The organism is Asanoa sp. NPDC049573 (assembly GCF_040676615.1).
Classification (GTDB): Bacteria; Actinomycetota; Actinomycetes; order Mycobacteriales; family Micromonosporaceae; genus Asanoa.
On the sequence record NZ_JBFAPI010000008.1, the window covers coordinates 290,777 to 312,541 of the forward strand.

Genomic DNA, 21,765 nt, shown 5'->3' on the forward strand with positions numbered 1-21,765 from the left:
AACGACACCCCGCTCACGGAGGTACTCATGATCGTCATCACCACACCCACCGGCGACATCGGCTGGCAGGTTCTGGGCCGCATCCTGGACAGCGGCGAGGCGGTCCGCGTGGTCGTCCGCGACCCCTCCCGGCTGGCTCCGGACGTGCGTACCCGTGCCGAGGTGGTCCAGGGGTCGCACAGCGACCCCGACGTGATCGTCAAGGCGCTCGCGGGCGCCGACCGGCTGTTTTGGCTGGTTCCCCCGGCATCGTTCGACAGCCCCGTCCCCGCCGAGCGGTATTACCTGGACTTCGCCCGTCCTGCCGCCGCGGCCGCGGCGAGCCAGGGGGTCGGGATCGTCGGCGTCACCAGCCTCGGCCACGGCTACCCGGCAGAGGCCGGGCTGCTGTCCGCCGCGCTGGACATGGACGCGCTGATCGAGGGCAGCGGCGCCGACTACCGGGCGCTGGCTCTGCCGTTCTTCATGGAAAACCTGCTCCGCCAGATCCAGGGAATCAAGGAGCAGGGAACCTTCTCCATGGCGAACACCGCCGACCGGCCCCTGCTGGCGATCGCCACCCGCGACGTGGCTCGCGTCGCGGCGGCGCTGCTGCTCGACAAGTCGTGGACCGGCCAGGCCCGGGTGCCCGTGGTCAGCCCGGACAACCTGACCCCCAACCAGATGGCCGAGGTCATCTCCGAAACGCTGGGCCGCCCCATCACCTACCGGCAGGTGCCGGTCGCGGACCTCGGGGCCATGATGCAGCGACGCGGCGCGAGCGAGGCCACGGTGCGAGGCATGACCCGAATGATCGGGGCCCAGAACGACGGCATCTATGACGCCGAGCCCCGCGATGCGGAATCCGTCGCTGCCACCAGCTTCCGCCAGTGGTGCCAGGACGTACTCAAGCCAGCCATCGAGAGCTGACGCCGTCGACCCCGAACCGTGGTCGGCTGATCCCGGCGCGACCAGCCAGTGAGACAAGCCTCGAGACGCCGATTCCACGAAACGCGCGGCTCACCTCGATGCGGTCCAGGCCTTCGATCAGGCATGGCCTTTCTCGTATTGCGTCAGGCCTTCGGCGAGGCGTAGCGGCACGAGGACGAGCTCGACGAACATCGCCTTCCAGTCGTAGTAGAAATTGAACATCTTCAGCGCGTAGAAGGACGGATACATCCACAACACCTTCAGTGGGTTGACGCGCCGCTTCACCATCGCGTACGCCAGCGGGGGACCCATGAGCGCGAGCTCTCCGAACGCCCACCACAGAAACACGTCCTGGGCGGCATGGTGGAGGACGAACAGCCACACCAGCGGTAGCGCCACGGAAAATGGCGAGATCAGGATTTCCAGAAGGGACAGCCCCACCCACAGTGCCAGCCATGGCTTGCGCCGAATCATGGACGTGGAGTGGCGGCGCACGTTCTGGAACCATCCCGACTTCCACCGCCACAGCTGTTTACGCAGGTACTTGGTCGAGTCGGGTTCCGCGGCGTAGGCGACAGCGTCGGCGACATAGACCGCGCGGAAGCCGGCGATCTGCTGCGTCCAGGTCCAGTCGATGTCTTCGACCATGGTCCGTTCCGGGAACCCGCCCGCCTCGATGAGCTGGCCGCGGTGGAACGCGGAGCAGCAGCCAGAGCAGACGACCGGCGCGTTGGTGGCGTTCTGGACGGGGCGGAACCAGTGGAACCCGAACAGGTACTCGATCTCGCGGCCCTTCTCCCAGATCGTCTTCTGGTAGCGGGTGCGGACGCACCCCGCCGCGACCATGACACGCGGGTCTTGGAACGGCTGCTTGATGCGTTCGATGTAGTCGTCCGCGAGGATCGTGTCCCCGTCGACCGGCAGGACCAGGTGGGTGGTGCAGTGTTGCAGCGCGTAGTTCTGGGCCCGCGCCTTCGAGCCGAGGTTTCGCGGCGGGGTGAGGACGGCAACGCCGTGCGCGAGTCCGATCTCGCGGGTGCGATCGGTCGAGCAGTCGTCGACGACAATGATCTCGTCGGGTGGGACCGTTTGCCGGTGCAGGGCGGCGATGGTGTCGGGGAGGCCGACCTCCTCGTTGTAGGCGGGGACGATGACGGTCAGAGACAGGTATCGGGTCCCGTAGGTCGCTATCGACGGCGTCGCCGGCCGAAGACACGTGCCGTGCCGCCAACGGCGATGGCGCCCAACCCCACGGCGAGGTAGATGAAAAGGCTGATACCAGTGACGGGTAGGCCGTACATCGGCGTCGCTCCTTGGGTCGCTTGGGTTGGGTGCACGGCCGATCGCGGTCGTGGAATGGTCTCCATGAGTGAGAGCGAGGCTCATCGCCGTCCGATCAGAACTAGGGCTCATCCCGCCGTCATTTGGGGGGCCGATGCGGCGACTTTCTCAGTCTTCTTGATTCGCACTCGGCGTTCCATCGGCAGCTCGGAGCGAACGTGACAGACGACAAGCGCTAGAGGACCGCGAGTGGCCTTGATTTGCTAACCCGCGCGGCTTACCCGCTAAGGGTGACCGAGCGCCAACCGGCATCCGGCCGCAAGGTGTGACGTGCGTGGTCAGCGGGGTCGAACCGTGCCGGGTCATTTCCGGCTGGCGAGCGGCGCGGGCTGCCATGGCACGGACCGGCCAGTGGCCACGAGCACTGGGCATGGGAGCGGCTACTGTCGCTGATCCACATAGGACACGCCTTACGCCCGCCAGCAATCCGGCAGCAACACCCGGCGCGAGGCTACGGCAAGAATCCGGGTTAGGGCCCCGCGGGTCGCGCAACTCAACCCCGACGAGGCATAGTGTCCCGCGGCGTCATCGGCCGATGTCGCCTGCGCGTGGAGAGGGTGGCAGGAAGTGACGACGCGCTTACGTGCCCGATGGGCCCGGGCCGCCGCATTGATAGCGCTGACCGGCGGGACGCTCGCGGTATTCGCGGCACCCGTGGCGGCCGCTGCGGCACCCATCAGCATTCTGAGCGTGTCGGCGGAGAACGTGAAGCCCGGCGACAAGGTTCGCGTTCAGTTCCGCGTCACGAACACCGGGAGCCGGGCCGAATCGGCCATCGTGGTGGTCGGTGGCGGCCTGAAATGCACCACCGGTTGCCGAGCGGAGCCGAACCTCAAAGCCGGCCAGAGCCAGGACTTCCAGGCCACCGTCGTCGCGCCCCAGGTGAACGCGGGCGAGACCCTCGGTCTCAACATCTCGGTCGCTGTGCGGCTCGGCGGGGAGAACAGCTACGCATTCAAGATGGTCTACGTCCACGGCCCAGGCGCGCCGCAAGCCGGTGCGCCAAAGCCGTCGTCGGAGGTGGCCGGGGTGTCCGGCCTGGTCCGCGACACCAGCGGCACGGCGGTCGGCGGCGTGGCGGTGACCGTCCGGGACAGCGCCGGGCACGAATACCGTACGACGAGCGACCGGAGCGGCCGCTTCTCGGTCAAGTCGGGCGCGGGCAAGACGATCGCCGAGGGCCGGATCACGATCGTCGCGGCCCTGGACGGCTACCGCACCACCCGTACGACCGTACAGGGCTCCGCCGGTCACACCGCGATCGTGCGGCTGACCTTGCCCGCCGTGGCCGCGCCCGCCAAGACCGCGCCGTCGCTCACCGCAACGGCGGCACCTGACGAGGCTCCCGAGCCGGAGGCCAGCGTGGCCGCGGCGGCACCCCCCGCCGTCAAAGCTGTCAGCGACGAGAGCAGCGGTTTGGTGCCGTTCATGCTGGGTGGCCTGCTGGTCGCCGCCGGCCTCGGCGCGCTGGCCCTGTTGGTGATCCGCCGCCGGAACACGCCGGACGAGCCGGATCCGCACGCGGCGACTCAGCTGACCGCGCCGGCCGGACCGGACATGAGCGACGCACCGACCGCGGTGCTGCACACGAGGCCGCCGGCTGACGGGTATCCCAGCCCGTACATCGGGCCCCCGCAGGGCAGCACCCAGCAGTTCAGCCACGACCCGTACGGCGGGCCGGCCCACTAATACTGTCACGGGGGTCTTTGCCCTCACGCGGGCTTGATTGCTGTTTCCCGTGCTCCGGGCGGGGCGGTAAGCGCTCCGTGGGCTGTTGCCGGCATTGGCGCGCTGCCCTCAGCGCGATCACGAGCAGGCCCGGCAACGCGACGACGGCGTTGGTGGTCGTCAGGAGCCGTCCTGACCCATGCGCGGACACACAACCGAAAACAGTCGCGGTGCCGTGGTGTACGAAATTGGAAAGCCGGGCGGATCTTGGCTGGTCATACTGGTGCCCATGAGGCTTGCTGAGGCTCTTGCGCTGCGCGCGGATGCGGCGCGTCGCGCAGAACAACTCCGTGCCCGCATCGTCGCCAACGCTCGTTACCAGGAAGGCGAGGCGCCGGCGGAAGATGCCGCTTCTCTGCTGGCGGAGGCGCGCGAGGTGCTCCAGGATCTGGAATCGCTGATTCGGCGGATCAACCGCACCAACGCCGCGACACCGGTTGACGGCGGCACACTCACCGATGCGCTGGCACGCCGCGACGTGCTTCGGTTGCAGCACAGCATGGTCACGTCCGCCGCGGACGCCGCCGTCGGGGAGGGAAAGCGCGCGTTTCGGCAGCTGCGGTCGGAGCTGAAGATGATCCCCGCGCTACCAGTGGCGCGCCTGCGCAGCCAGGCCGACGACCTCGCCCGGCAACTGCGCGAGGTCGACACATTGATCCAGCGTACGAACTGGGAGGTCGACCTACTGGACTGAAACATCGCGGAGCAGGTAGCCGACGTGGAGGCGTGCACGACCCCGAGAGCCGGCGGGTCAAATCCGGCTCACTCCTGGCGCGCCGCGGGCAGGCGCAGGGGTTCGACTCCCCAGCACACAACGCACGCCCAGCACAGCACACAGGTGACGGCGCACGGCGCAGGAATTACTACCGGGTGCAGATCCACGACGGCGAGGGTGGGACAGGGGCCTTCCGCAACGCGTACCAGCACAGCTCATTCGCCACAACTTCGATGTTCAAACGGACCTCCCGCTGCGGGTGGGCTGGCGCTGACGCAACACGGGGGCACGCGTCTTGGCGGGAGATCGCTCATCACCACGCCTACGGGGCCTCCCGACGCGACAGCTTGTCCAGGTCGCGCACGCAGAAGCCGTGGTGTGCCCATTCCTCGTTGAGCACGGTGCCGAGGCATTGGCGCACACGCCGACCCTTGGCATACGGGGGCCATCTGTCGTCGTCCGGCACCGGCGTGGGCCTTACGAGCTGCTCGGGTGTGACCTCGGCCAGCCACGCCTCAATCTCCGACGCCTGCCGATCGCGCACGGTTAGCACTTCGTCGAGGCCCGGCCGGGCGGACCTGTCCAGGCCAAGACCCTCCTGATCCGGCACAAACGCAGGTGCCAGGCCCATCGCCGTGAACGGCTCGGTCAGCCCGAGTACGCAGCGCCGGAACCACGAGTCGTGCACGAAGACGAGATGGCGCAGAGTCTCGACCATCGACCACTCGCCGTCGACACCGCGATTCTCGGTGCCCTCGGCCATCGACCCGGCCCGTTCGATGGTCGTCGCCCACGCCTTTCTCAGCTGTCGCCAGGCCTCGCGCAGGTCGGCCGGCTCATCGGAACGGATCAGCAGCCGCACAGGGTGCCGGCGGTCGAGCTCCGCCTCGACGTACGACATCACCTCCACGCCGTTGACCATCAGGTTGGTGACCAAACCGTCGATCTCGACGTCCTGCATGACCACGCCGACCAACCGCGCCCTACTCAGGTCACACTCGCGGAACTCCGCGCCCGTCAGGTCTTCGTCGTTGAAGCGTCGCATGCGGACAGACTAAGCCGCACCGCACGCAAGATTTGACCCTCGCGGGGACTCAAACGACTCATGCCGCCAACCGTGCGCGACGGCGATGCGCTGCTGGTGTCGAAGGTGGACGAGCGGGTAGAGATCTGATCGTGACGCATCGCAGCAGACTCTCGACGATCCTTATTGACGTGCCGACCAGTGAGGCGCCGGTAGCCGCGGCGTTCTGGTCGAAAGCGCTGGGCGTGCCGGCGACGAAAGTCTCCGGTGAGGAGCAGTTCATCGCGCTGCCCCGCGCGTTGCCGGACGTGGTCCTGTCGCTGCAGGCGGTTGACGACCAGGCCCGATACCACCTCGACGTCGAGACCGACGACGTCGACGCCGAAACAGCGCGACTGGTGGCTCTCGGCGCCGTCGAGATCGGCCGCTGGCTGGAGTGTCGCACTCTGCGGGCACCCGGCGGCCACCTCATCTGTGTCATTCCCTGCCACAGCGATCCTGAGCTCTTCAAGCGCCTCTCGCAAGTGTGGCCTTAGAGCCCGAGACCCGCGTCGGTGGCGAGTTTGAGTCGCCGCAGCGGGTGCATGGCGCCCGGCGGCGTAGTCGGTAGGCCACCGCGGCAGCGCCCAGCGCCGCACCCCAGATCGGCCAGAGCAGGCTCGGGCCCATCGTGGCCCAGTTGCCCTTGCTCGGGTCGAGGTAGAGGGCTCGCGCGAACATCAACCCGGCTGAGGTGACCAGCACCGCTACCGCCATCGCCGGCACCACGGCCAGCGCTACCGGCACCCGGCGCCCCCTGAGCACCGGTATCCAGCGGGGAAATGTCTCACCCCACGGACGGATCAGGCCGACCGTCAGCACCGAGCCGATCAGGCCCATGCTGCCCATGGCCGCACCGACCCACCAGATGCCCGGCATCTCGCGAGCCATCTCGCGGAGTTCAGCGGAGCTGAAGCCGAACGGGACGCCGAGGGCCCAGGCCCACCGGGTGGCGGCGTACAGCACAGGTACGCCGGCCGCGATCCACACGGCCACCTTGCCCCACCGGGCCGGGTCGTGGCCGTGGTCACGCCGCCCGCAAGCGGCGCAGGCGCCTGTGCGGGCCCGGCGGTGCGCCAGCGCCGCGAAGGCGAACAGTATCCCGCCGTGCATGCAGATGAACTGGTTGACGACCGGCCAGGGCACCTGCGACGCGAAACTCACGCCCTCGGGCCAGCCGAACGGCTTGCCCACCAGGAAGACGGGGAGGTGACCGATGGCCACCAGGGGGCGGTAGTCCGGCAGGATGATGGCGAGCGCGAGCGCGATCGTCCACGCCGCCGCCTCGAACGTGACACCGGTGCGGCCGGGCCAGATCCGCATGGCGAGAAGCCCGGCCACGACCGCGGCGGCCAGCGCACAGAACGCCATCACCGGTGCGGCGGTCGCCTGTTGCACACCACCAAGAATTGACATGCCCATTTCGATGCCGGGGTCAGGGTCGGCGGTGCCGAACGGAAAGCCAGCGCCACCGGTCGACCAGTAGAGCGCGAGCAGGCCGTATGCCAGCGCCCACAGCGCCGCCGCCACCGGCCACATCCTGATGCGTGAGGTCATGCGAGAACCGTCGCCCCGCCGGAGGAACCGGCGCCATCTCCCGATCGGCAGGTTGACGGCCCGCGGTCACGTCCCGCTCTGCCGTTCGGAGGACGGCAGGCACCTTCACGCGATGCTTACGCTTACGGGGTGATCCCGCCGGACGACGCCATCGGAGCGCTCGCGATCGTTCCCGCGGCGGTCGCAGGTTCCGCCGTTCTAGGCGCAGTGGCCGGCTGGCGGCAGCGACGCGCCTGGTGCGCCCGGTATGGCCTTGCGGCTGGCCTGGTTTCCCTGGCCGCCACCGTCGTCACCGTCACTTCGCGACCGGAGTACGGCGAACGCGCAGGCGTCGTAGGGCTTGCCGAGTGCGCGGCGCTACTCCTTCTGGTCGTCGGGTCGACTCGCTGGGCGCCCGCGGGGCAGGCCATCGCCGGCGGAAGCGCCGCCGGGCTCGCGGTAGCCGTATGCGTGTTGCGGTTCCTGCCATCCGACTCGCTCCTAGAGGCGGTCGGCGCCTGTGCGCTGTGGTCGACCGGGCCGGTCGTCGCCGTCGTGATCGGCGGCTACCCGCGCCTGGCCGAGCTGCGCCGGAAGCGATCCGTCGAGGCCGCACAGCGCGCACAGCGCGTCACCCTCGCCCGCGACCTGCACGATTTCGTCGCCCACGATGTCAGTGGCATCGTGGCTCTGGCACAGGCCGCACGGTTCGTCGCCGACTCGGACCCGGGCCGGGCGCTGGAGACACTCGCCCGCATCGAGGCCGCCGGTCTGCAGGCGCTGGACACAATGGATCGGGCCGTGCGCATGCTGCGCGACCTGACCGGTGAGCCGGGGGCCACAGCCGCCGCGGAGCCGAACCTCGCGGACCTGCCGGCGTTGCTCGAGCGCTTCGCCGACCCGGTGCGGGTCGCCGCGGACCTCGACCTGGACCTCGTGGGCCGCGTCCCGCCCGAGGTGGGCGCGAGCGCGTATCGGCTGGTGACCGAGGCGCTGACCAACGTACGCCGGCACGCGCCCACGGCCACCGCCGTGTCGGTATCGTTGCGTCGGGCACCCGGACCGGCGCTTGCCGTCACCATCACCAACGACGGCCCAGCCGGCCGTCGGCCACCGCGAGCGGCTCCTGGCGGCACGTCCGGCCTGGCCGAACTCGGGCAGCGGATACACCTGCTCGGCGGCTCGCTGACCGCGTGTGCCCACGGCGACGGCTGGCGGGTAGCCGCCCTCCTGCCACTGGAGCCAGCATGACCACCCGCGTCCTGGTCGTCGATGACCAGGAGAACGTGCGAATCGGCTTCCGGCTGATCCTCGACAGCCAACCCGACATGACGGTCGTGGGCGAGGCCGCCAACGGCGACACGGGGCTGGAACTGGCCCGACACCTCCGGCCCGACGTGGTCCTCGCCGACATCCGCATGCCCGGGATGGACGGTCTCGAACTGACCCGACGGCTGGCCGGCGCCGGCCCGCGGGTGATCGTCGTGACCACGTTCGATCAGGACGACTATGTGACCGCCGCGCTACGCGATGGCGCGTGCGGTTTTCTGCTCAAACGGTCGGGCCCGACGCTGCTCGTCGAAGCGGTCCGGGCCGCGATGGCCGGCGACACACTGATCAGTCCCCAGCTGACGCTGCGGCTGCTCCGTCGCCTCTCCACCGCGCCTCCCGCTCCGACCGTTGCCGATGCGGATCTGTTGACCGCTCGGGAGCACGAGGTGGTCCGGTCGGTGGCACGCGGCAGCACGAACGCCGAGATCGCGGCGGAGCTGTCCATCTCGGCGGGCACGGTGAAGACACACGTCGCCAACATCCAGGCCAAGCTCGGGGCACGGAACCGGGTCGGCATCGCCGCCTGGGCCTGGTCGACCGGTCACGCGGTATGACCCAGCAGCTCGCGGTACGCCCTGCGGCCAGTCATCTCGACGGGTCGCTTTCGAGTTCGTTGATCGAGTCGATCGCGTGATCGGTCGCGTCCTCGTCCCACCCGAGTTGCCGCGCTAGCTCGCGGGCCTGAGGTGCGTTCAACCTGCGGTAGAGCTCGTACGCTTCTGTCCGCAGGACTACCGCCGACGGATCGCCGGCCCGCTCAGCGACCTGGGCGAGGGCGACAAGGGTCCGAGCGCGCAGGGCGGGCACGTTCTCGTCGGTCCAGAATCGCAGCACCCGGCGGAGGCGGACGTCCGCGGCCGCGATGCCGCGGCGTGCCTGAGCTTCGCCAAGGCTGAGCTCGGCGAGCGCGAGGCCCCAGCTGTGACCACGGCTACGGAAGACCTCGGCGGCGGCCGCGAAGAGGTTCTCCGCCTCGACCAGGCGCGTCGGGTCGCCGGCCACCGCTTCCCCTTGGGTGCGCAGGCTCTGGGCAGCGCCGATGGGATCGTCGATGTCCTCGAACAGCTTGACGGCACGGCGTGCGGCTCGTTCGGCGGCGGTGTTGCGGCCCGCGGCGAGCAGCGCACCTGCCAGACCGCGCGACGCGTACGCCAAACCGAACGTGTCCCCACCACGGCGCGCGGTCATCAGCGCCGCCCGCACCGTCTCGATCGCCTCGTCGACGGCGCCGCGCTGGCGGAGGACCCAGGCCAGCTGGGTCATCGCGATCACCTTGACCGGATAGCGACCGTCCCGGTCCAGACCGTCGACCGCGGCGCGCAGCTCGTGCTCTGCCTCGTCGAGCTGTCCGGAAAGGCCGAGCGCGAAACCGAGTTCCTTGCTGGCCATGGCCATACCCGCGAGGTCTTCGAACGATTCCGCGAGCTCTCGCGCGGTGCGCAGGATCGACACCGCTTCGTCGTGCTGGTCGCACTCGATGAGGCAGGTGCCCAATCCCCGCAGCATTGCCGCTTCGGCGCGGCGGTCGCCGTCCTCCTGACAGGCACCCAGCGCGGCCTGCGTCGTACGCAGCCAGTCGTCGTAGTAGGCCCGAAGCTCGAAAAACTCAGCAGTGCACGCGGCAAGGCCTCGGGCGAGGTCGGCGCGGCGAGCCGTGCGGCAGGCAGCCACGAGCGCGACGAGGCTGTCGCGTTCGGCTTCGAACCAATCCACGGCATGCGATCCCGCGAGTACGGCGGCCGCGGGGTCGATGTCGCTGCCCGCGACGGCCGGGTCCTCCAGGTGGAAGCGTTCGCACTGCAGGCCTTCTCGCGCCAGGCGGGCCAGGCCGAGCCAACCTGTGGCAACGCGGGCGAATGAGGCGGCCCAGTCGGCGTCACTGATCTCGGCCTGGCGGCGTTCCCGCGCGTACAGGCGGGTGATCTCGTGAAACCGGTATCGCTGCTGGCCCACCTGGTCGAGGCCAGCCGATTCGAGCAACCGCGCATCGAGCAGCTCTTCGACTGCGGCTGATGCTTCTGGGCCGGCCGTGTCCAGCAGAGCGGCGACGGTCCACTCAGGAATCGTTCGAATCCCGGCGGCACAGAGGGAGCCGAGCAATGCGCACGCCCGCGCCGCCGTCGGGCTCAGCGCACGGTAGGTCACCTGCAACACGGGCCGCACGGAGAGGTCACCGTGGCGAAGCTCGTCGAGCCTGCGGCTCTCGTCGCTGAGCCGTTCGCCAAGATGACGCAACGTCCAGTGAGGCCGAGCGGCCAGCCGCGCGGCGACAACCCTGACTGCCAGTGGCAGATCCCCGCACGCGGCCATGAGTGCATCGGCGGACTGCTGCTCCGCCTCGACACGTTTCTCGCCCGCGACCTGGCGCAGCAACTCGATCGAGTCGCGGCGAGCCAGCGGTCGAAGGTCGAAGGTCGCTGCGCCGGGTAGCCCGGTCAGTGGTAACCGGCTGGTGATGATGGTCGCGACCCCCTCAGGTGGTAGGAGGGGCGCGACCTGTCGGTGGCCCGACGCGTCATCGAGGATCAGGAGCATGCGGCGGGCAGCGACCCGGCTTCGGAACAGGGCCGCTCGGTCCTCGACTCTGGCGGGGAGGGCGGAACCGTCCACACCGAGCATCCTCAACATGAGCGCTAGCACGCCTGCCGGCTCGGCGGCTTCGCCGCTCTCCCCGCCGAGCACGACGTAAAGCTGTCCGTCAGGAAACTCCGGAGCGAAGCGGTGACCGATGTGGATCGCCAACGCGCTCTTACCCACGCCGGGAGGGCCTGACACCGCGGCTAGTCGCCCCAGTCCCGGTGATGGGCGAAGCACCGTGCCGAGCAGGGCAAGCTCCTCGTCGCGCCCGACAAAGTCGACGATGTCTGGCGGCAGGTGCCAGGCCGGTCCCGCGGGGACGGACGGAGCCACGGCGGACGTGCCGCGGTTGCCCCAGAACAACGCCCGCCCAGCCTCGACGAAGGAGGCGCGCTCGTCGTCGCTGAGGTTCAAGGCGAGGGCGAGCTGTTCCAGGGTGCGCGGCTGTGGTCCTCTGCCGCGCCCGCGCTCCATCGCGCTCACGGAACGTGAGCTGATGCCGGCGCGTTCCGCGAGCGCCTCCTGGGTGAGCCGAAGGCCGAGGCGGTGACGTCGAAGCTGGGCTGCGAACCCGTCGTCCAAGACTCGACTCCCCATGATCATGTGTCGGCCGAAGATCAAGGCTGACCACCATTATCCAACGCTGTCGATCTGGCCGCTGCCGGGCCGGATCATCCGTCGGCGCGCCGCTCGGTCGTGGCAGGTACGCACGCGCGGCACTCGGGACGTCGTCGGTACCAGTAGGCCAGGGTGGCCGCGGCGAGCAGCGGCCCCCAGAGCGGGAAGGGCATCAACAGGACCAGGAGGTGATCCGAGAGGTCAGTGCCGGCGCCGAAGGCTTGTTGGACCAACGAGTGGCCGGCTATGCACATCATGAGGGAAACGATCAATCCGGGAATGACCGCAGCGCGGAGGGGCACTGGCCGACCGCCGAGAAACGGCAGCGAGCGTGGGAAGACCTCACCGCGAGGACGGATCAACCCGAGGGTCAGCCACGTGCCGCCCTCGCCGGCGACCGCCAGGGCCAAGCCGAAGATCCGGAGACCGGGGTGTGCGGCGAGGGTCTCGGCGCTTTCGCCGATGGGCCAGGGAGTCAGCCAACTCAGCCGAGTCACCACGTAGGGCAGCGGGCAGAGCGCGGCGGACCAGGTCAGGACACGCCCCCAGGACGCCGCGGAGGCCGGCGTCGTCCACGGAGCACCGGGCCGTCCGCAAGACTGGCAGCGGCCGCGATGGTGCCGCAGCAGGCGCACCAGCACTGCGGCCCAGCCGGCGCCGATCGCCAGGGAACCGAACACGACCAGCGGCCGGTACCCGACTGGTTCAGCGTCGCGCGCGATGTAGCTCAACCAGAACAGCAGCGTGACGAGGACCGCCGCACCGACGGCTATGCCCCAGACGCCCGCGGCTCTGCCATTGCCTGGTTTCGCGAACCTGACCAGGCGCGTCGTCAGCGCGGCGACGATCACCGCTGGCACTGCCAGCGTCATGAGATACGCGGTGATGGTCAGCACCTGGATGTCAGGAACCAGAAAGCCGAGCAACGTCGCCGCGACGGCAGCAGTCGCGATGCCGCCGACCCGGATCGCCGCACCGGCCCGGCCATTGAGCAGCAGACCGGCCAGCGCCACTCCGACGACGCCGACCGCCAGGGCGAACGCGACAGCCACATTCGAGGGTACGAACGTCATGAGGGAGAGGTCCGCGAATCGGTCCCGCGGGCCGAAAGGGTAGGTGTCCGGGCGCAGCCACCACAGGGTGGCGACAGCGACCAGTAGTAGGGAGCCGACCAGGACGCAGACCTCCGGCCAGCCGGCGGCGTACGGATGGCGCCGTGACGGCGGGGGGAACGATCGACGTGCGATAGGCATCACGGGAGCTCACTGTCCCCGGCTCGGCACCGCAGCGGCGGCGGACGGGCCGGCGGGGTATCGCGGGCACGGGGGTCTGGTGAGCCGGAAGTACGAGGCGGACGCCACGAGCAGCCCGATCCCCCACAGCGTGTAGCCGCCCAGTTCCAGCAGGAGGGGCCAGAACTGGCCGTCGATGTCACCGTGTATCCAGGCGCTCATGCCGGCGATGCCGAAGTACGCGGTCAGGCTGGCGCCCATGAACAGGCCGGCGCCGAGCACCAACCAGCGCGGCACCGGCCGCCCGGCCAGCGGACCCAGCCACGCCGGCCAGACCCGACCCCAGCGATGTGCCAGCGTCAGGGGCAGCAGCGTCCCGGCCAGGCTCATCAGCCCGAGAAAGATCACCATCGCGGTCACCGAGATTCCGTTGGCCCTGGTCGCGGCCGACGGCCACGTGCCCGCGACCACCTGGTCCAGCCACACGGTCATCCGGGCCAGGTAGCCGCCCACCGCCAGGTACGCGCCGGCGTAGGCCCAGCCGGGCGACCTCTCGCCGCGGTGCTCCGGCGACCGGCCGTGCGTCCGCCCGCAGGACCCACACGGCCGCGCGGCCACTCGTCGTTCCCGCGCGGCGACGATCAGGCACAGGACCCCACCGACGGCGCCGGCGCCCGTGGCCAGCAGGCGTGTCACGTCATCCGCGGCGGCATCCCCGAACAGGACCGAGGCGAGCATGACCGGAAACAGGAACGAGTACACACACAACCCGATCCCGGCAACGCCATTGAGAGCCGCGATCGCAAAGTGGCCTGCGGCGCTCAACGTCCCCGAGACGCCCACCACCGCTGCCCCGCACCCCACGAAGGCCGCCACCGCGATGCCCACGGGAAGCCAACCACCCGGAAAGTACGATTCGCGTACGCCCAGGCCATGTCCGGGGTCCATGGCCCACCACAGGTGCACCAGGGCGTACACCGCCTGCCAGGCCCACGCGACGACGCCGAACCTGACTCGCGGCGTTTCTGACGTCGTGTCCCCGGAGCCGCTATCGCTGTCGCTGTCGCCAAGCATGTGTCTCCTTAGGACAAGAGTCTGAAGGACAGACCCAGTCTCAGCACGTGCTGGTGCGAAGGACTCCCCCGGCCGAGCCACCCGCTTCCCCCGCGCAGGGGAGCAGTTTCGACGCTGCTTGTCGTAGCTTTCTGTAAGGAATTGCCGGGACGCCCCGGTTCACGTTCGCCTGCGCCGCCGAGGGAGCCGTGATGAGCACACACGTGACCACCTGGGATGCCGGCGACTACCCGGCCATGGCGCGGAGGCTGATGCCGGTCGCCGAGGTGCTGGTGGCAGCCGCCGCGATTCAGCCACATGACCGGGTGGTCGATGTGGCCACCGGCACAGGCAACGCGGCGATCCTGTCCGCACAATGTGGAGCTTCGACCGTCGGGGTGGATCTGGAGCCCGCGTTGTTGGACCTGGCCCGGTCGCGTGCCACGGACGGCGGCCTGACGGTCGATTGGCGGGTCGGCGACGCATGCCGGCTGCCCCTTGCCGATGCCTCGGCCGAACGGGTCCTGTCCGTGTTCGGCGTCATGTATGCGAACGACCACGAGGCGGCAGCCCTAGAGCTGAGCCGGGTATGTGTCTCCGCCGGACAGGTCCTGCTCGCGGCCTGGACACCGGGCAGTCTCCTACCCGCCATGGGGCAGGTCGTCGGCGGCTATCTGCCGCCGCCGCCGAGCGCTGGCGCCCCACCGAGCCACTGGGGTGACCGCACGCTGGTCGACGGGCTCCTGACAGCCGCCGGCCTGCGGATCACATCGGCGGACGTACACCGGTTGGATCTGACCTTCCCCAGCGCCGACGCGGCGACCAGCCTGCTGATCGACAGCGCCGGACACGTCGTCGCCGAACGCGGCCGGCTCGTCGAACAGTGCCGGTGGGAGGCTTTGCGCGCGGACCTGCGCACGTTCGTCGGCGACCGCGGCGTGGCCGACAGCGATGGCTTCCGGCTGGGGCTCGAGTACCTGCTCGTGACGGCCACACCGTCGTCGGCAGCGACAGCATGACGCGGGCAGATCTGGACAAGCAGCCGCCGGCGGTCGCCGCGATGTTCGACGGCGTGGCCGAACGGTACGACCTGGCCAACAGGATCATCTCGTTCGGCCAGGATGTCAGATGGCGGCGAGCGACCAGAGCGGCACTGAACCTGCTCCCCGGCGAACGCGTGCTCGACGTGGGCGCCGGCACCGGCGTCTCCACCGAGGAACTCGCTCGCTCCGGGGCGTTCGCGGTCGGAGTGGATCTTTCCACCGGCATGCTGGGGGTCGGCCGACGCGTCCGGCCCGCCGTGCCGCTAGTGGCAGGCGACGCGCTGTGCCTGCCGTTTCCGGATGGTGCCTTCGATGCGGTGACCATCTCCTTCGCCCTGCGGAACGTCGTCCATCTCGACGCCGCCCTGCGCGAGCTCGCCCGGGTCGTCCGGCCGGGTGGGCGCCTCGTGGTTTGCGAGTGCAGCCATCCGTCCAACGCCGCCTTCCGAACGCTCTACCTCGCCCACCTGCTTCGAGCGATACCCGTGGTCACCCGATGGGTGTCCAGCAACCCCGACGCGTACGTCTATTTGATCGAATCGATCCGTGCCTGGCCGAACCAGTCGGACCTGGCGAAGCGAATCGCCGCCTCGGGTTGGCAGCAGGTCAGGTGGCGCAACCTCAGCGGCGGTGTCGCCGCGCTCCACCGCGCCACCCGCGGCTGAGGTGGCCGCCGACACCCGGCAACGCGAGCGATGATCACCACCAGTAGTTGTCCTGGGAGAGGTAAGGGGCCTCCAGCGCGGCGATCTCGGCCTCGGTGAGATCGAGTTCGAGGGCAGCGACAGCGTGCTGGAGATGGTGCGGCTCGGTCGCCCCGACGATCGGGCAAGAGACGACGGGCTTGGAGAGCACCCAGGCCAGCGCCACCTGGGCCATCGCGACCCCGCGAGCCTCGGCGACGTTCTGGATCGCGTCCACCACCGGCTCGTCGACGTCACGGTCGAACGCCCTGGCCACGTTGTCCGACGACGACCGGGGCGTCTGCTGACCCCCACGGGCGGGCGGCCCGTCCTTTCGCCAGCGGTGAGTACGGGGTCAGGCCGACACCCTGATCGAGACACATCGGGATCATGTCGCGCTCTTCCTCGCGCTTGAGCACGTTGTACTGGTCCTGCATCGCCGAGAACGTCGTCCAGCCGTTCACCACGGCGGCGTGCTGCGCCTTCGCGAACTGCCACGCCCACATCGACGACGCGCCGAGATAGCGCACCTTGCCAGCCCGGACCAGGTCGTCGAGGGCCCGCATGGTCTCCTCGACCGGCGTCTCGGGGTCGAAACGGTGTATGTAGTAGACATCGATGTAGTCGGTGCCCAGCCGCCGCAGCGACGCGTCGGCCTGCTCCAGGATCGCCTTGCGGGACAAGCCGCTACCGCCCGGGCCGTCGTGCATCTTCCCGCTGACCTTGGTGGCCAGCACGATCTCCTCCCGCCGGGCGAACCGGGAGATCGCCCTCCCGACGAACTCCTCCGACGTCCCGCCCTGGTAGACGTTCGCGGTATCCCAGAACGTCACACCCAAATCGACGGCCTGCCGGAAGTACGGCGCAGCGGCGTCCTCGTCCAACGTCCACCGGTGCATGCCGGCCGCAGCCTGACTGTAGCTCATGCACCCCAACCCGATGCGGCTCACCCGCAGCCCGGTCCGACCCAGCCGTGTGAACTCCATCGCAAGACCTCCCAGATCAGCCAGCACTCGGCACGCCGCGGCGACACTGCCCAGCCAGGCACGCGAAGCCGGACGTCACCGGCAGCGCCGACCTCGGCTCCGTCACAGTGGAACCGCGGACCGTTGCGGGTCCACACTGGGCGGATGAAGGAATCGTCAGGGCTGGTCACGCGATCGGGCCTCGGTGGCCGGTTCTTAGGCTGGATCGGCATCGCCGGACACGTCGTCGTCTTGTTCTGGTACGTGATGAGCGGGCTCGCGATGCCGGCATGGGCCGTGGGCGTTCTGTTGCTCGTATGGGCAGCCCTACTGGCGGCCGCGATCGCCCTGCTACGAACTCGTCCGGCCTGGACGCCGGTCGTGCCGCTCGGAGCCGTGGCCATCTGGCTCGCGATCGTCTCCGCCGGCGATGCGTGGCTGGGGTGGACCGCTTAGAGCCCTTTCCGCAGGACCGGGTCCGTGGGTGGAAGGCTCCAGTTCATCGCCGCCGACCGGCCCGACACCACGGTGCGGGTCCTGCCCACGGACGCGCGAAGGCGGCGCAACGGACCGCCATCGCTTACGGAGACGGAAGTGCTTCGGGTCGCGACCGCGAGGACGGCCAACGAGACCTCCGGCCCGTCCGGGTCCGTCGAGTTGCCTGTCGGCTCTGCCATCGAGGCCAAGGCCGGCGCCGCGGAGCTCCGCGGCATCGACCAGATCAAGATCGACGAGGCCGCGAGCCTCCGGCTCACCGCGGTCGACGGCCACGCCGAGGTCGGCCGGGTTGCCGGCACCGCGCGCATCAGTACCGCACGCGGCGACATCCGGATAGGCGAGGCGGCCAGGCGGGTCGGTCGTCCTTGCCACGCAATCCGGCGACATCACGGTCGCAGCCGCCGCGGGGGTCTCGGCCGCCCTGGACGCCGGCACCGACTACGGCCGGATCAGCAACGCCCTCCGCAACGACGGCACCGCCGGACTCAGCATTCGCGCCACGACCTCCCACTGCAGCATCACCGCCCACAGCCTCTAGAAGACGCCGAACCCACCGCGATCGAGACTCTCTCGGCGCGGTGGGCCACGCGGGGACCGCAGCGGATCCCCGCCTTCGCGGCGGCTCGGCCGTGGTGCGCCCGCTCGGAAGCCGCCGTGGACATTGTTCCGACTTCGTTGAGCGCTCACTGACGCGTGTTGTTGACCGCGGTAGCCGAGGGACCGGCGCGGTGATTGAGGCGGCGAACGGCGATTTCCTGATAATGGCTAACCGCGGTGTCGACCAGCCGACCGGCGTGCTGTTCTAGGGTTGAGTTGGTGTGTGACCTGAGGGGAGCCGGCATGGTCACGATTCACATCCAGCAGTCCACGACCGCGACACCCGAGCAGTTCGTCGCCGCGTTGACTGACTTCGGGCCCGGGCGGTCCGAGATCTTCAGCCGCAGCGACGACGGGTTTCTCAAGGTCCACGAGCGGGGCGCCGATCAGGCCGACGTCACCGAGGGCTCGGGCGGGGTCTGGGAACGCCTGCACTACGACTGGTCCGACATGAACCGCGTCGTGGTCACCACCACGGATTCCAACACGTGGGGTGGCAAGTCGGGCTTCACCTATACGCTGAGCCAGCGGCCCGACGGAACCACCAATGTGGACCTCGTCGAAGTACGCGACGGCAAGAACTTCAAGGGGCGCGCGCTCGGCTTCGTGATCGGTTTCATCGGGCAACGGGTGCTGGGCAAGGAACTGGAACACGCCGTCAAGGCCATCGAGGCCCGCAACGACCGCGGCGGCAGCGACGGACAGTCACCGTCGATGTCGTCGACGTGAAGTGCGAGTAGCTCGTCAACGAACGCGGATGACCGTCTTCCCATTGATTTTGGTCGCCGGGTTGAAGGCATCCACGGCATCATCGAGGCTCGCGACCTGGCCGATGTTCGTCCGCAGTCGTCCGTCCCTCACCCGCCGGGCGATCTCACCGAGCTGCGCGCGTTCGGAGACGACAACGAAGTCGATCGCCAGACCGTCGGCTGGCCGTGCCGGTGGCGGGCCGGCGACGGTCACCAGTGTTCCGCCGCTTCGAACCAGACCCGCCGACCGCCTTCCGATGTCGCCGCCGAAGACATCGAACACCAGGTCGACTCCGCCGACGCCTTCCAGCGCGTCACTCTCGAGGTCGACGAACTCCTGCACGCCGAAATCGAGCGCCGTCCGACGGTGAGCAGCGCGTCCCGTACCGATGACGTACGCGCCGGCCTCCCGCGCGAGCTGTGTCGCCATTGAACCGACCGCACCAGCCGCGCCGTGCACGAGAACACTCTGCCCTGCCTGGAGGTGGCCGTGATCGAACAGCCCTTGCCATGCGGTCAGGCCGGTCATCGCGACGCCCGCGCCCACCGTGAAGTCGACGTCGCCCGGCAGCGGCGCGAGGTTGCGCGCCTCGACGACGACGTACTCCGCCAATGTTCCGTCGCGGGTCCATTCGGTGAGGCCGAACACCCGTTGCCCCACCGATACCCCCGTTGCGCCGTAGCTGAGGGCGGTGACGACACCGGCAACCTCGTGGCCGGGGATCGACGGCGTCCGGTCATGGCCGCGGCGATCGACCCAGGTCGAGGGCCACTCCAGCTCGTTCCCGGTGAATCCCGACGCGTGAACTTCGACAATGACGTCGCCGTAGTTGGCGCCCTCAAGGCTGCCGAGCAACGCCGCGTCTGGCTCGGGCCGGTCCGTCAGCCTCATCCCGGCCGTGCCCGCGGCCCGGTCCGTCACCACGATCGCTTTCATCTGTCTATCCCCTCAGTCACAGCCCTCGGTCAGATCTTCTGTGCGGGGAGCACCGGGGTAAGCCCTGGGTGCTCCGGGTCGATGAGGTCGGTGTACTCGGGGTTGTTCGTCATGAAGGTGTGCACGATCGGGCACATGGTGGTCACCGTCTTGCCTTGTTCGCGGATATCGTCGAGCACACGTCGGATCAGCTCGGTGGCGATGCCCCGTTTGCGGAACTCGGGGAACACCGAGGTGGCCCGCAACACGAGTCGGTCGTCGCCCGCGACGTCGTAGGTCAGCCCGGCCACCTCGCGGTCCCCGGCGATGGCGGCGTAGATGCCGGCCTGCCCGTCGTTGACGACCTCGAAGTCGAACGCGGGGACGTCGGGACCGTCGGTTGGTTCATCGATGGGGACGGTCTGGTCCTGGCCGAGGGTGCCTTTCGGCTCGCTCGGGTCTGTCATGGGAGTATCCCCTTCATTGATGGCCGCCAGATGCCATCGGCGTGATTCTCGTGCTTTGGCTCGGAGACTGTCGTGTCCCGAGTGTTCAGGCGGGCTGTCGCACCGCGGTCCCGAGATTGTTGTCGATAATGTAGCGCCAGAATCCATCCGCACCCCGGCGCACGACATCACAGGCCGAGCCTCCGACGTGCACCTGCTCGCCGTCGCGACCTGTGCCCTCAATTGACCAGTCCAGCACGATCTCGGCGATATCGCCGGCAACGAACACATGGCGAGCCTTGGCGTGCAGCGGCAGGCCGTGCTTGAGGTCGGGCTCGAGTTGAGCAGCGATCTCGGTGTGACCAATGACGGTTCCGCCGTCTTGCACGACAAGCACTGCCTCCGGCTCGTACAAGGGCAGCATCGCGCCGACCTCGCCGGAGTTGAAGCGCTCGACCAGCGACGGTACGACGCCTTCGGCTTCGGTGGGTAGAGAATAGGAATCGGACATCTCGTCGTCCTGTTCACATAGGGTGTCGGTCATTAACTGGACTAACTCGTCCAGTATAGCAAGGGTCGTTCAGCACCCGACCGCGGCGAGTTCGCACCCTGCTGGATGTTTGCGCACAGGGAATGCACCCCCGATGGCCGATGGGTCGCGCCGACGGGGCATCGACAGTCAAGCCTCGGCCGTCGAGACCAAAGCGTCCAGATCTGGCCCGACGGCCGCGCTTGGCCACGAGTGTTACGGCGGTGCGCAGAAGGGATCGCGGCCGCGACTCTCCCGCGGCATGCCACCAAGAAGCCGGGCTTCGGCGGCGCGGGCGGCCGTGACCGGTTGTGCCTCACGACGCACCCCTGATCAGCTCACGAGCACCAGCTCCCGCGAGGACTGGACCAAACAGTCCAGATGACCACTCGTCCCACTTGGTGGTCTCGCGTACGCAGTATCCGTTCGAATGCGGGCGTTCGCCCTTCAGCAGCGCGCAAAGGCGACCTACGTGACACGGGATGGACTCCATGGTCCCATCCAGCATGGCTTATCTGGCGTGACGATGGATAGACTTCACCAATGGGCGACGAGCAGGTGGTTGCGCCGACGAAGCAGCGGAGGATAAGTCAGCGGGGGATCGCGACCCGCGAGCGGATCCTCGAGGCGGCAAACCGGCTGATGCTCGTGCGCGGAGTGAACGCGACCACGCTTGACGACGTCCGCGAGGCAAGCCAGACGAGCAAGTCTCAGCTCTACCACCACTTCGCCGACAAGCAGGAGCTTGTGCGCGCGTTGGTCAAATACCGAGGCGCGCTTGTGCTTCAGCGCGAGCGCGGAGGCCTGGAACGACTAAGATCGTTCTCAGGGCTGGTCCGGTGGCGAAACGCGCTGGTCCAGGCCAACTCTCTGAACAACGGCAAATACGGGTGTGGTCTCGGGTCCATGGCTGTCGAGCTGTCCGATCAAGACGAGCAGGCTCGATCGGTGCTGTCGGAGACGTTCGCGAGCTGGGAAAAGCTGATCAGTGATGGTCTGCACCGGATGCGGGACAGCGGTGCACTGCGCCAGGACGCCGACCCGGAGAAGTTGGCCACGGGGCTGATGGCGGCTCTGCAAGGGGGCTACCTGCTGGCCAACGCCGCGCACGACGTCGCACCCATGGAAGTGGCTCTGGACATGGCGCTGGAACACATCAAATCGTTCCTCGTGGAGGGCGAGCAGCCCCGAGATCGATGAGGGCGAGGCGCCAGCTGCGCCAGGCCCCGCACCGA

At 68.9% G+C, this 21,765-nt stretch carries 20 protein-coding genes and 1 pseudogene; 11 read left to right on the forward strand and 10 right to left on the reverse strand.

What is annotated here, in order from left to right; all coding sequences use genetic code 11:
* Nucleotides 1–27 precede the first annotated feature (27 nt).
* Nucleotides 28–909 carry an NmrA family NAD(P)-binding protein gene (locus tag AB0J74_RS20595; RefSeq protein WP_363450116.1) on the forward strand — a complete coding sequence of 294 codons (882 nt, stop codon included), beginning with the start codon at nucleotides 28–30 and terminating at the stop codon, nucleotides 907–909.
* Nucleotides 910–1,026: 117 nt separating this feature from the next.
* Here AB0J74_RS20595 and AB0J74_RS20600 read toward each other — a convergent pair whose 3' ends face one another.
* A complete protein-coding gene (locus AB0J74_RS20600) occupies nucleotides 1,027–2,295 on the reverse strand; it encodes a glycosyltransferase family 2 protein (RefSeq protein ID WP_363450118.1) in 1,269 nt (422 codons plus the stop codon).
* 522 nt (nucleotides 2,296–2,817) lie between these two features.
* On the opposite strand from AB0J74_RS20600, the gene AB0J74_RS20605 reads away from it, so the two are divergent.
* Together AB0J74_RS20605 and AB0J74_RS20610 are read left to right on the forward strand one after the other, a co-directional pair.
* Nucleotides 2,818–3,939 carry a carboxypeptidase-like regulatory domain-containing protein gene (locus tag AB0J74_RS20605; RefSeq protein ID WP_363450120.1) on the forward strand — a complete coding sequence of 374 codons (1,122 nt, stop codon included), beginning with the start codon at nucleotides 2,818–2,820 and terminating at the stop codon, nucleotides 3,937–3,939.
* A gap of 268 nt (nucleotides 3,940–4,207) precedes the next feature.
* Entirely contained in the window at nucleotides 4,208–4,672 is a 465-nt protein-coding gene (locus AB0J74_RS20610) for a DIP1984 family protein (protein WP_363450122.1), read from the forward strand.
* Between the two features lie 343 nt (nucleotides 4,673–5,015).
* Here the strand turns inward: AB0J74_RS20610 and AB0J74_RS20615 are convergent, their stop codons facing one another.
* Nucleotides 5,016–5,738: a DinB family protein gene (locus AB0J74_RS20615; RefSeq protein WP_363450124.1), complete on the reverse strand. Its 723-nt coding sequence runs from the start codon at nucleotides 5,736–5,738 to the stop codon at nucleotides 5,016–5,018.
* Between the two features lie 131 nt (nucleotides 5,739–5,869).
* Here AB0J74_RS20615 and AB0J74_RS20620 point away from each other — a divergent pair, with 131 nt between their 5' ends.
* Nucleotides 5,870–6,253 carry a VOC family protein gene (locus AB0J74_RS20620; protein WP_363450126.1) on the forward strand — a complete coding sequence of 128 codons (384 nt, stop codon included), beginning with the start codon at nucleotides 5,870–5,872 and terminating at the stop codon, nucleotides 6,251–6,253.
* On the opposite strand, the gene AB0J74_RS20625 is transcribed toward AB0J74_RS20620, so the two are convergent.
* Nucleotides 6,225–7,313, reverse strand: a complete 1,089-nt coding sequence (locus AB0J74_RS20625) for a hypothetical protein (RefSeq protein WP_363450128.1) — start codon at nucleotides 7,311–7,313, stop codon at nucleotides 6,225–6,227. The genes AB0J74_RS20620 and AB0J74_RS20625 overlap by 29 nt on opposite strands.
* Before the next feature lie 453 nt (nucleotides 7,314–7,766).
* Between AB0J74_RS20625 and AB0J74_RS20630 the strand changes: the two genes are divergently transcribed.
* Complete coding sequence (locus tag AB0J74_RS20630) at nucleotides 7,767–8,543, forward strand: histidine kinase (RefSeq protein ID WP_363450130.1); 777 nt, start codon at nucleotides 7,767–7,769, stop codon at nucleotides 8,541–8,543.
* On the forward strand, nucleotides 8,540–9,178 hold the full coding sequence (locus AB0J74_RS20635) for a response regulator transcription factor (RefSeq protein WP_363450132.1): 639 nt from the start codon (nucleotides 8,540–8,542) through the stop codon (nucleotides 9,176–9,178). The genes AB0J74_RS20630 and AB0J74_RS20635 overlap by 4 nt, the downstream gene beginning before the upstream one ends.
* A gap of 31 nt (nucleotides 9,179–9,209) precedes the next feature.
* Here the strand turns inward: AB0J74_RS20635 and AB0J74_RS20640 are convergent, their stop codons facing one another.
* The 3 genes from AB0J74_RS20640 to AB0J74_RS20650 all read right to left on the reverse strand — a co-directional run bounded on the left by AB0J74_RS20640 (nucleotide 9,210) and on the right by AB0J74_RS20650 (nucleotide 13,813).
* On the reverse strand, nucleotides 9,210–11,783 hold the full coding sequence (locus AB0J74_RS20640; RefSeq protein WP_363450134.1) for a helix-turn-helix domain-containing protein: 2,574 nt from the start codon (nucleotides 11,781–11,783) through the stop codon (nucleotides 9,210–9,212).
* An 89-nt stretch (nucleotides 11,784–11,872) separates the two neighbouring features.
* Entirely contained in the window at nucleotides 11,873–12,871 is a 999-nt protein-coding gene (locus tag AB0J74_RS20645; RefSeq protein ID WP_363450136.1) for a hypothetical protein, read from the reverse strand.
* A 210-nt stretch (nucleotides 12,872–13,081) separates the two neighbouring features.
* On the reverse strand, nucleotides 13,082–13,813 hold the full coding sequence (locus AB0J74_RS20650; RefSeq protein ID WP_363450138.1) for a hypothetical protein: 732 nt from the start codon (nucleotides 13,811–13,813) through the stop codon (nucleotides 13,082–13,084).
* A gap of 563 nt (nucleotides 13,814–14,376) precedes the next feature.
* Between AB0J74_RS20650 and AB0J74_RS20655 the strand changes: the two genes are divergently transcribed.
* Together AB0J74_RS20655 and AB0J74_RS20660 are read left to right on the forward strand one after the other, a co-directional pair.
* Nucleotides 14,377–15,123: a class I SAM-dependent methyltransferase gene (locus tag AB0J74_RS20655; RefSeq protein ID WP_363450140.1), complete on the forward strand. Its 747-nt coding sequence runs from the start codon at nucleotides 14,377–14,379 to the stop codon at nucleotides 15,121–15,123.
* Entirely contained in the window at nucleotides 15,120–15,812 is a 693-nt protein-coding gene (locus tag AB0J74_RS20660; RefSeq protein ID WP_363450142.1) for a demethylmenaquinone methyltransferase, read from the forward strand. Before AB0J74_RS20655 ends, AB0J74_RS20660 begins: the two co-directional genes overlap by 4 nt.
* 34 nt (nucleotides 15,813–15,846) lie before the next feature.
* Here the strand turns inward: AB0J74_RS20660 and AB0J74_RS20665 are convergent.
* Nucleotides 15,847–16,816: pseudogene (locus tag AB0J74_RS20665) on the reverse strand (aldo/keto reductase).
* 144 nt (nucleotides 16,817–16,960) lie between these two features.
* Between AB0J74_RS20665 and AB0J74_RS20670 the strand changes: the two are divergent.
* Nucleotides 16,961–17,251 (forward strand): hypothetical protein, encoded by a 291-nt coding sequence (locus AB0J74_RS20670; RefSeq protein WP_363450144.1) that lies wholly within the window; start codon nucleotides 16,961–16,963, stop codon nucleotides 17,249–17,251.
* 882 nt (nucleotides 17,252–18,133) lie between these two features.
* Nucleotides 18,134–18,619: a hypothetical protein gene (locus tag AB0J74_RS20675; RefSeq protein WP_363450146.1), complete on the forward strand. Its 486-nt coding sequence runs from the start codon at nucleotides 18,134–18,136 to the stop codon at nucleotides 18,617–18,619.
* Between the two features lie 15 nt (nucleotides 18,620–18,634).
* On the opposite strand, the gene AB0J74_RS20680 is transcribed toward AB0J74_RS20675, so the two are convergent.
* The 3 genes from AB0J74_RS20680 to AB0J74_RS20690 form a co-directional block, all read right to left on the reverse strand.
* Entirely contained in the window at nucleotides 18,635–19,576 is a 942-nt protein-coding gene (locus AB0J74_RS20680) for an NADP-dependent oxidoreductase (protein ID WP_363450148.1), read from the reverse strand.
* A 29-nt stretch (nucleotides 19,577–19,605) separates the two neighbouring features.
* A complete protein-coding gene (locus AB0J74_RS20685; protein ID WP_363450150.1) occupies nucleotides 19,606–20,022 on the reverse strand; it encodes a GNAT family N-acetyltransferase in 417 nt (138 codons plus the stop codon).
* A gap of 85 nt (nucleotides 20,023–20,107) precedes the next feature.
* Nucleotides 20,108–20,545, reverse strand: coding sequence for a nuclear transport factor 2 family protein (locus AB0J74_RS20690; protein WP_363450152.1), 438 nt, complete (start codon nucleotides 20,543–20,545; stop codon nucleotides 20,108–20,110).
* A gap of 528 nt (nucleotides 20,546–21,073) precedes the next feature.
* Between AB0J74_RS20690 and AB0J74_RS20695 the strand changes: the two genes are divergently transcribed.
* Nucleotides 21,074–21,730, forward strand: a complete 657-nt coding sequence (locus AB0J74_RS20695) for a TetR/AcrR family transcriptional regulator (RefSeq protein ID WP_363450154.1) — start codon at nucleotides 21,074–21,076, stop codon at nucleotides 21,728–21,730.
* The last annotated feature ends 35 nt before the right edge of the window (nucleotides 21,731–21,765 follow it).

What these genes read in the sequence shown, in the direction of transcription:
- AB0J74_RS20595 (WP_363450116.1), top strand. Translation starts at nt 28, where the DNA reads ATGATCGTCATCACCACACCCACCGGCGACATCGGCTGGCAGGTTCTG.
- AB0J74_RS20600 (WP_363450118.1), bottom strand. Translation starts at nt 2,295, where the DNA reads ATGAGCCTCGCTCTCACTCATGGAGACCATTCCACGACCGCGATCGGC.
- AB0J74_RS20610 (WP_363450122.1), top strand. Translation starts at nt 4,208, where the DNA reads ATGAGGCTTGCTGAGGCTCTTGCGCTGCGCGCGGATGCGGCGCGTCGC.
- AB0J74_RS20615 (WP_363450124.1), bottom strand. Translation starts at nt 5,738, where the DNA reads ATGCGACGCTTCAACGACGAAGACCTGACGGGCGCGGAGTTCCGCGAG.
- AB0J74_RS20625 (WP_363450128.1), bottom strand. Translation starts at nt 7,313, where the DNA reads ATGACCTCACGCATCAGGATGTGGCCGGTGGCGGCGGCGCTGTGGGCG.
- AB0J74_RS20635 (WP_363450132.1), top strand. Translation starts at nt 8,540, where the DNA reads ATGACCACCCGCGTCCTGGTCGTCGATGACCAGGAGAACGTGCGAATC.
- AB0J74_RS20655 (WP_363450140.1), top strand. Translation starts at nt 14,377, where the DNA reads ATGCCGGTCGCCGAGGTGCTGGTGGCAGCCGCCGCGATTCAGCCACAT.
- AB0J74_RS20660 (WP_363450142.1), top strand. Translation starts at nt 15,120, where the DNA reads ATGACGCGGGCAGATCTGGACAAGCAGCCGCCGGCGGTCGCCGCGATG.
- AB0J74_RS20670 (WP_363450144.1), top strand. Translation starts at nt 16,961, where the DNA reads ATGAAGGAATCGTCAGGGCTGGTCACGCGATCGGGCCTCGGTGGCCGG.
- AB0J74_RS20675 (WP_363450146.1), top strand. Translation starts at nt 18,134, where the DNA reads ATGGTCACGATTCACATCCAGCAGTCCACGACCGCGACACCCGAGCAG.
- AB0J74_RS20680 (WP_363450148.1), bottom strand. Translation starts at nt 19,576, where the DNA reads ATGAAAGCGATCGTGGTGACGGACCGGGCCGCGGGCACGGCCGGGATG.
- AB0J74_RS20685 (WP_363450150.1), bottom strand. Translation starts at nt 20,022, where the DNA reads ATGACAGACCCGAGCGAGCCGAAAGGCACCCTCGGCCAGGACCAGACC.
- AB0J74_RS20690 (WP_363450152.1), bottom strand. Translation starts at nt 20,545, where the DNA reads ATGACCGACACCCTATGTGAACAGGACGACGAGATGTCCGATTCCTAT.
- AB0J74_RS20695 (WP_363450154.1), top strand. Translation starts at nt 21,074, where the DNA reads ATGGGCGACGAGCAGGTGGTTGCGCCGACGAAGCAGCGGAGGATAAGT.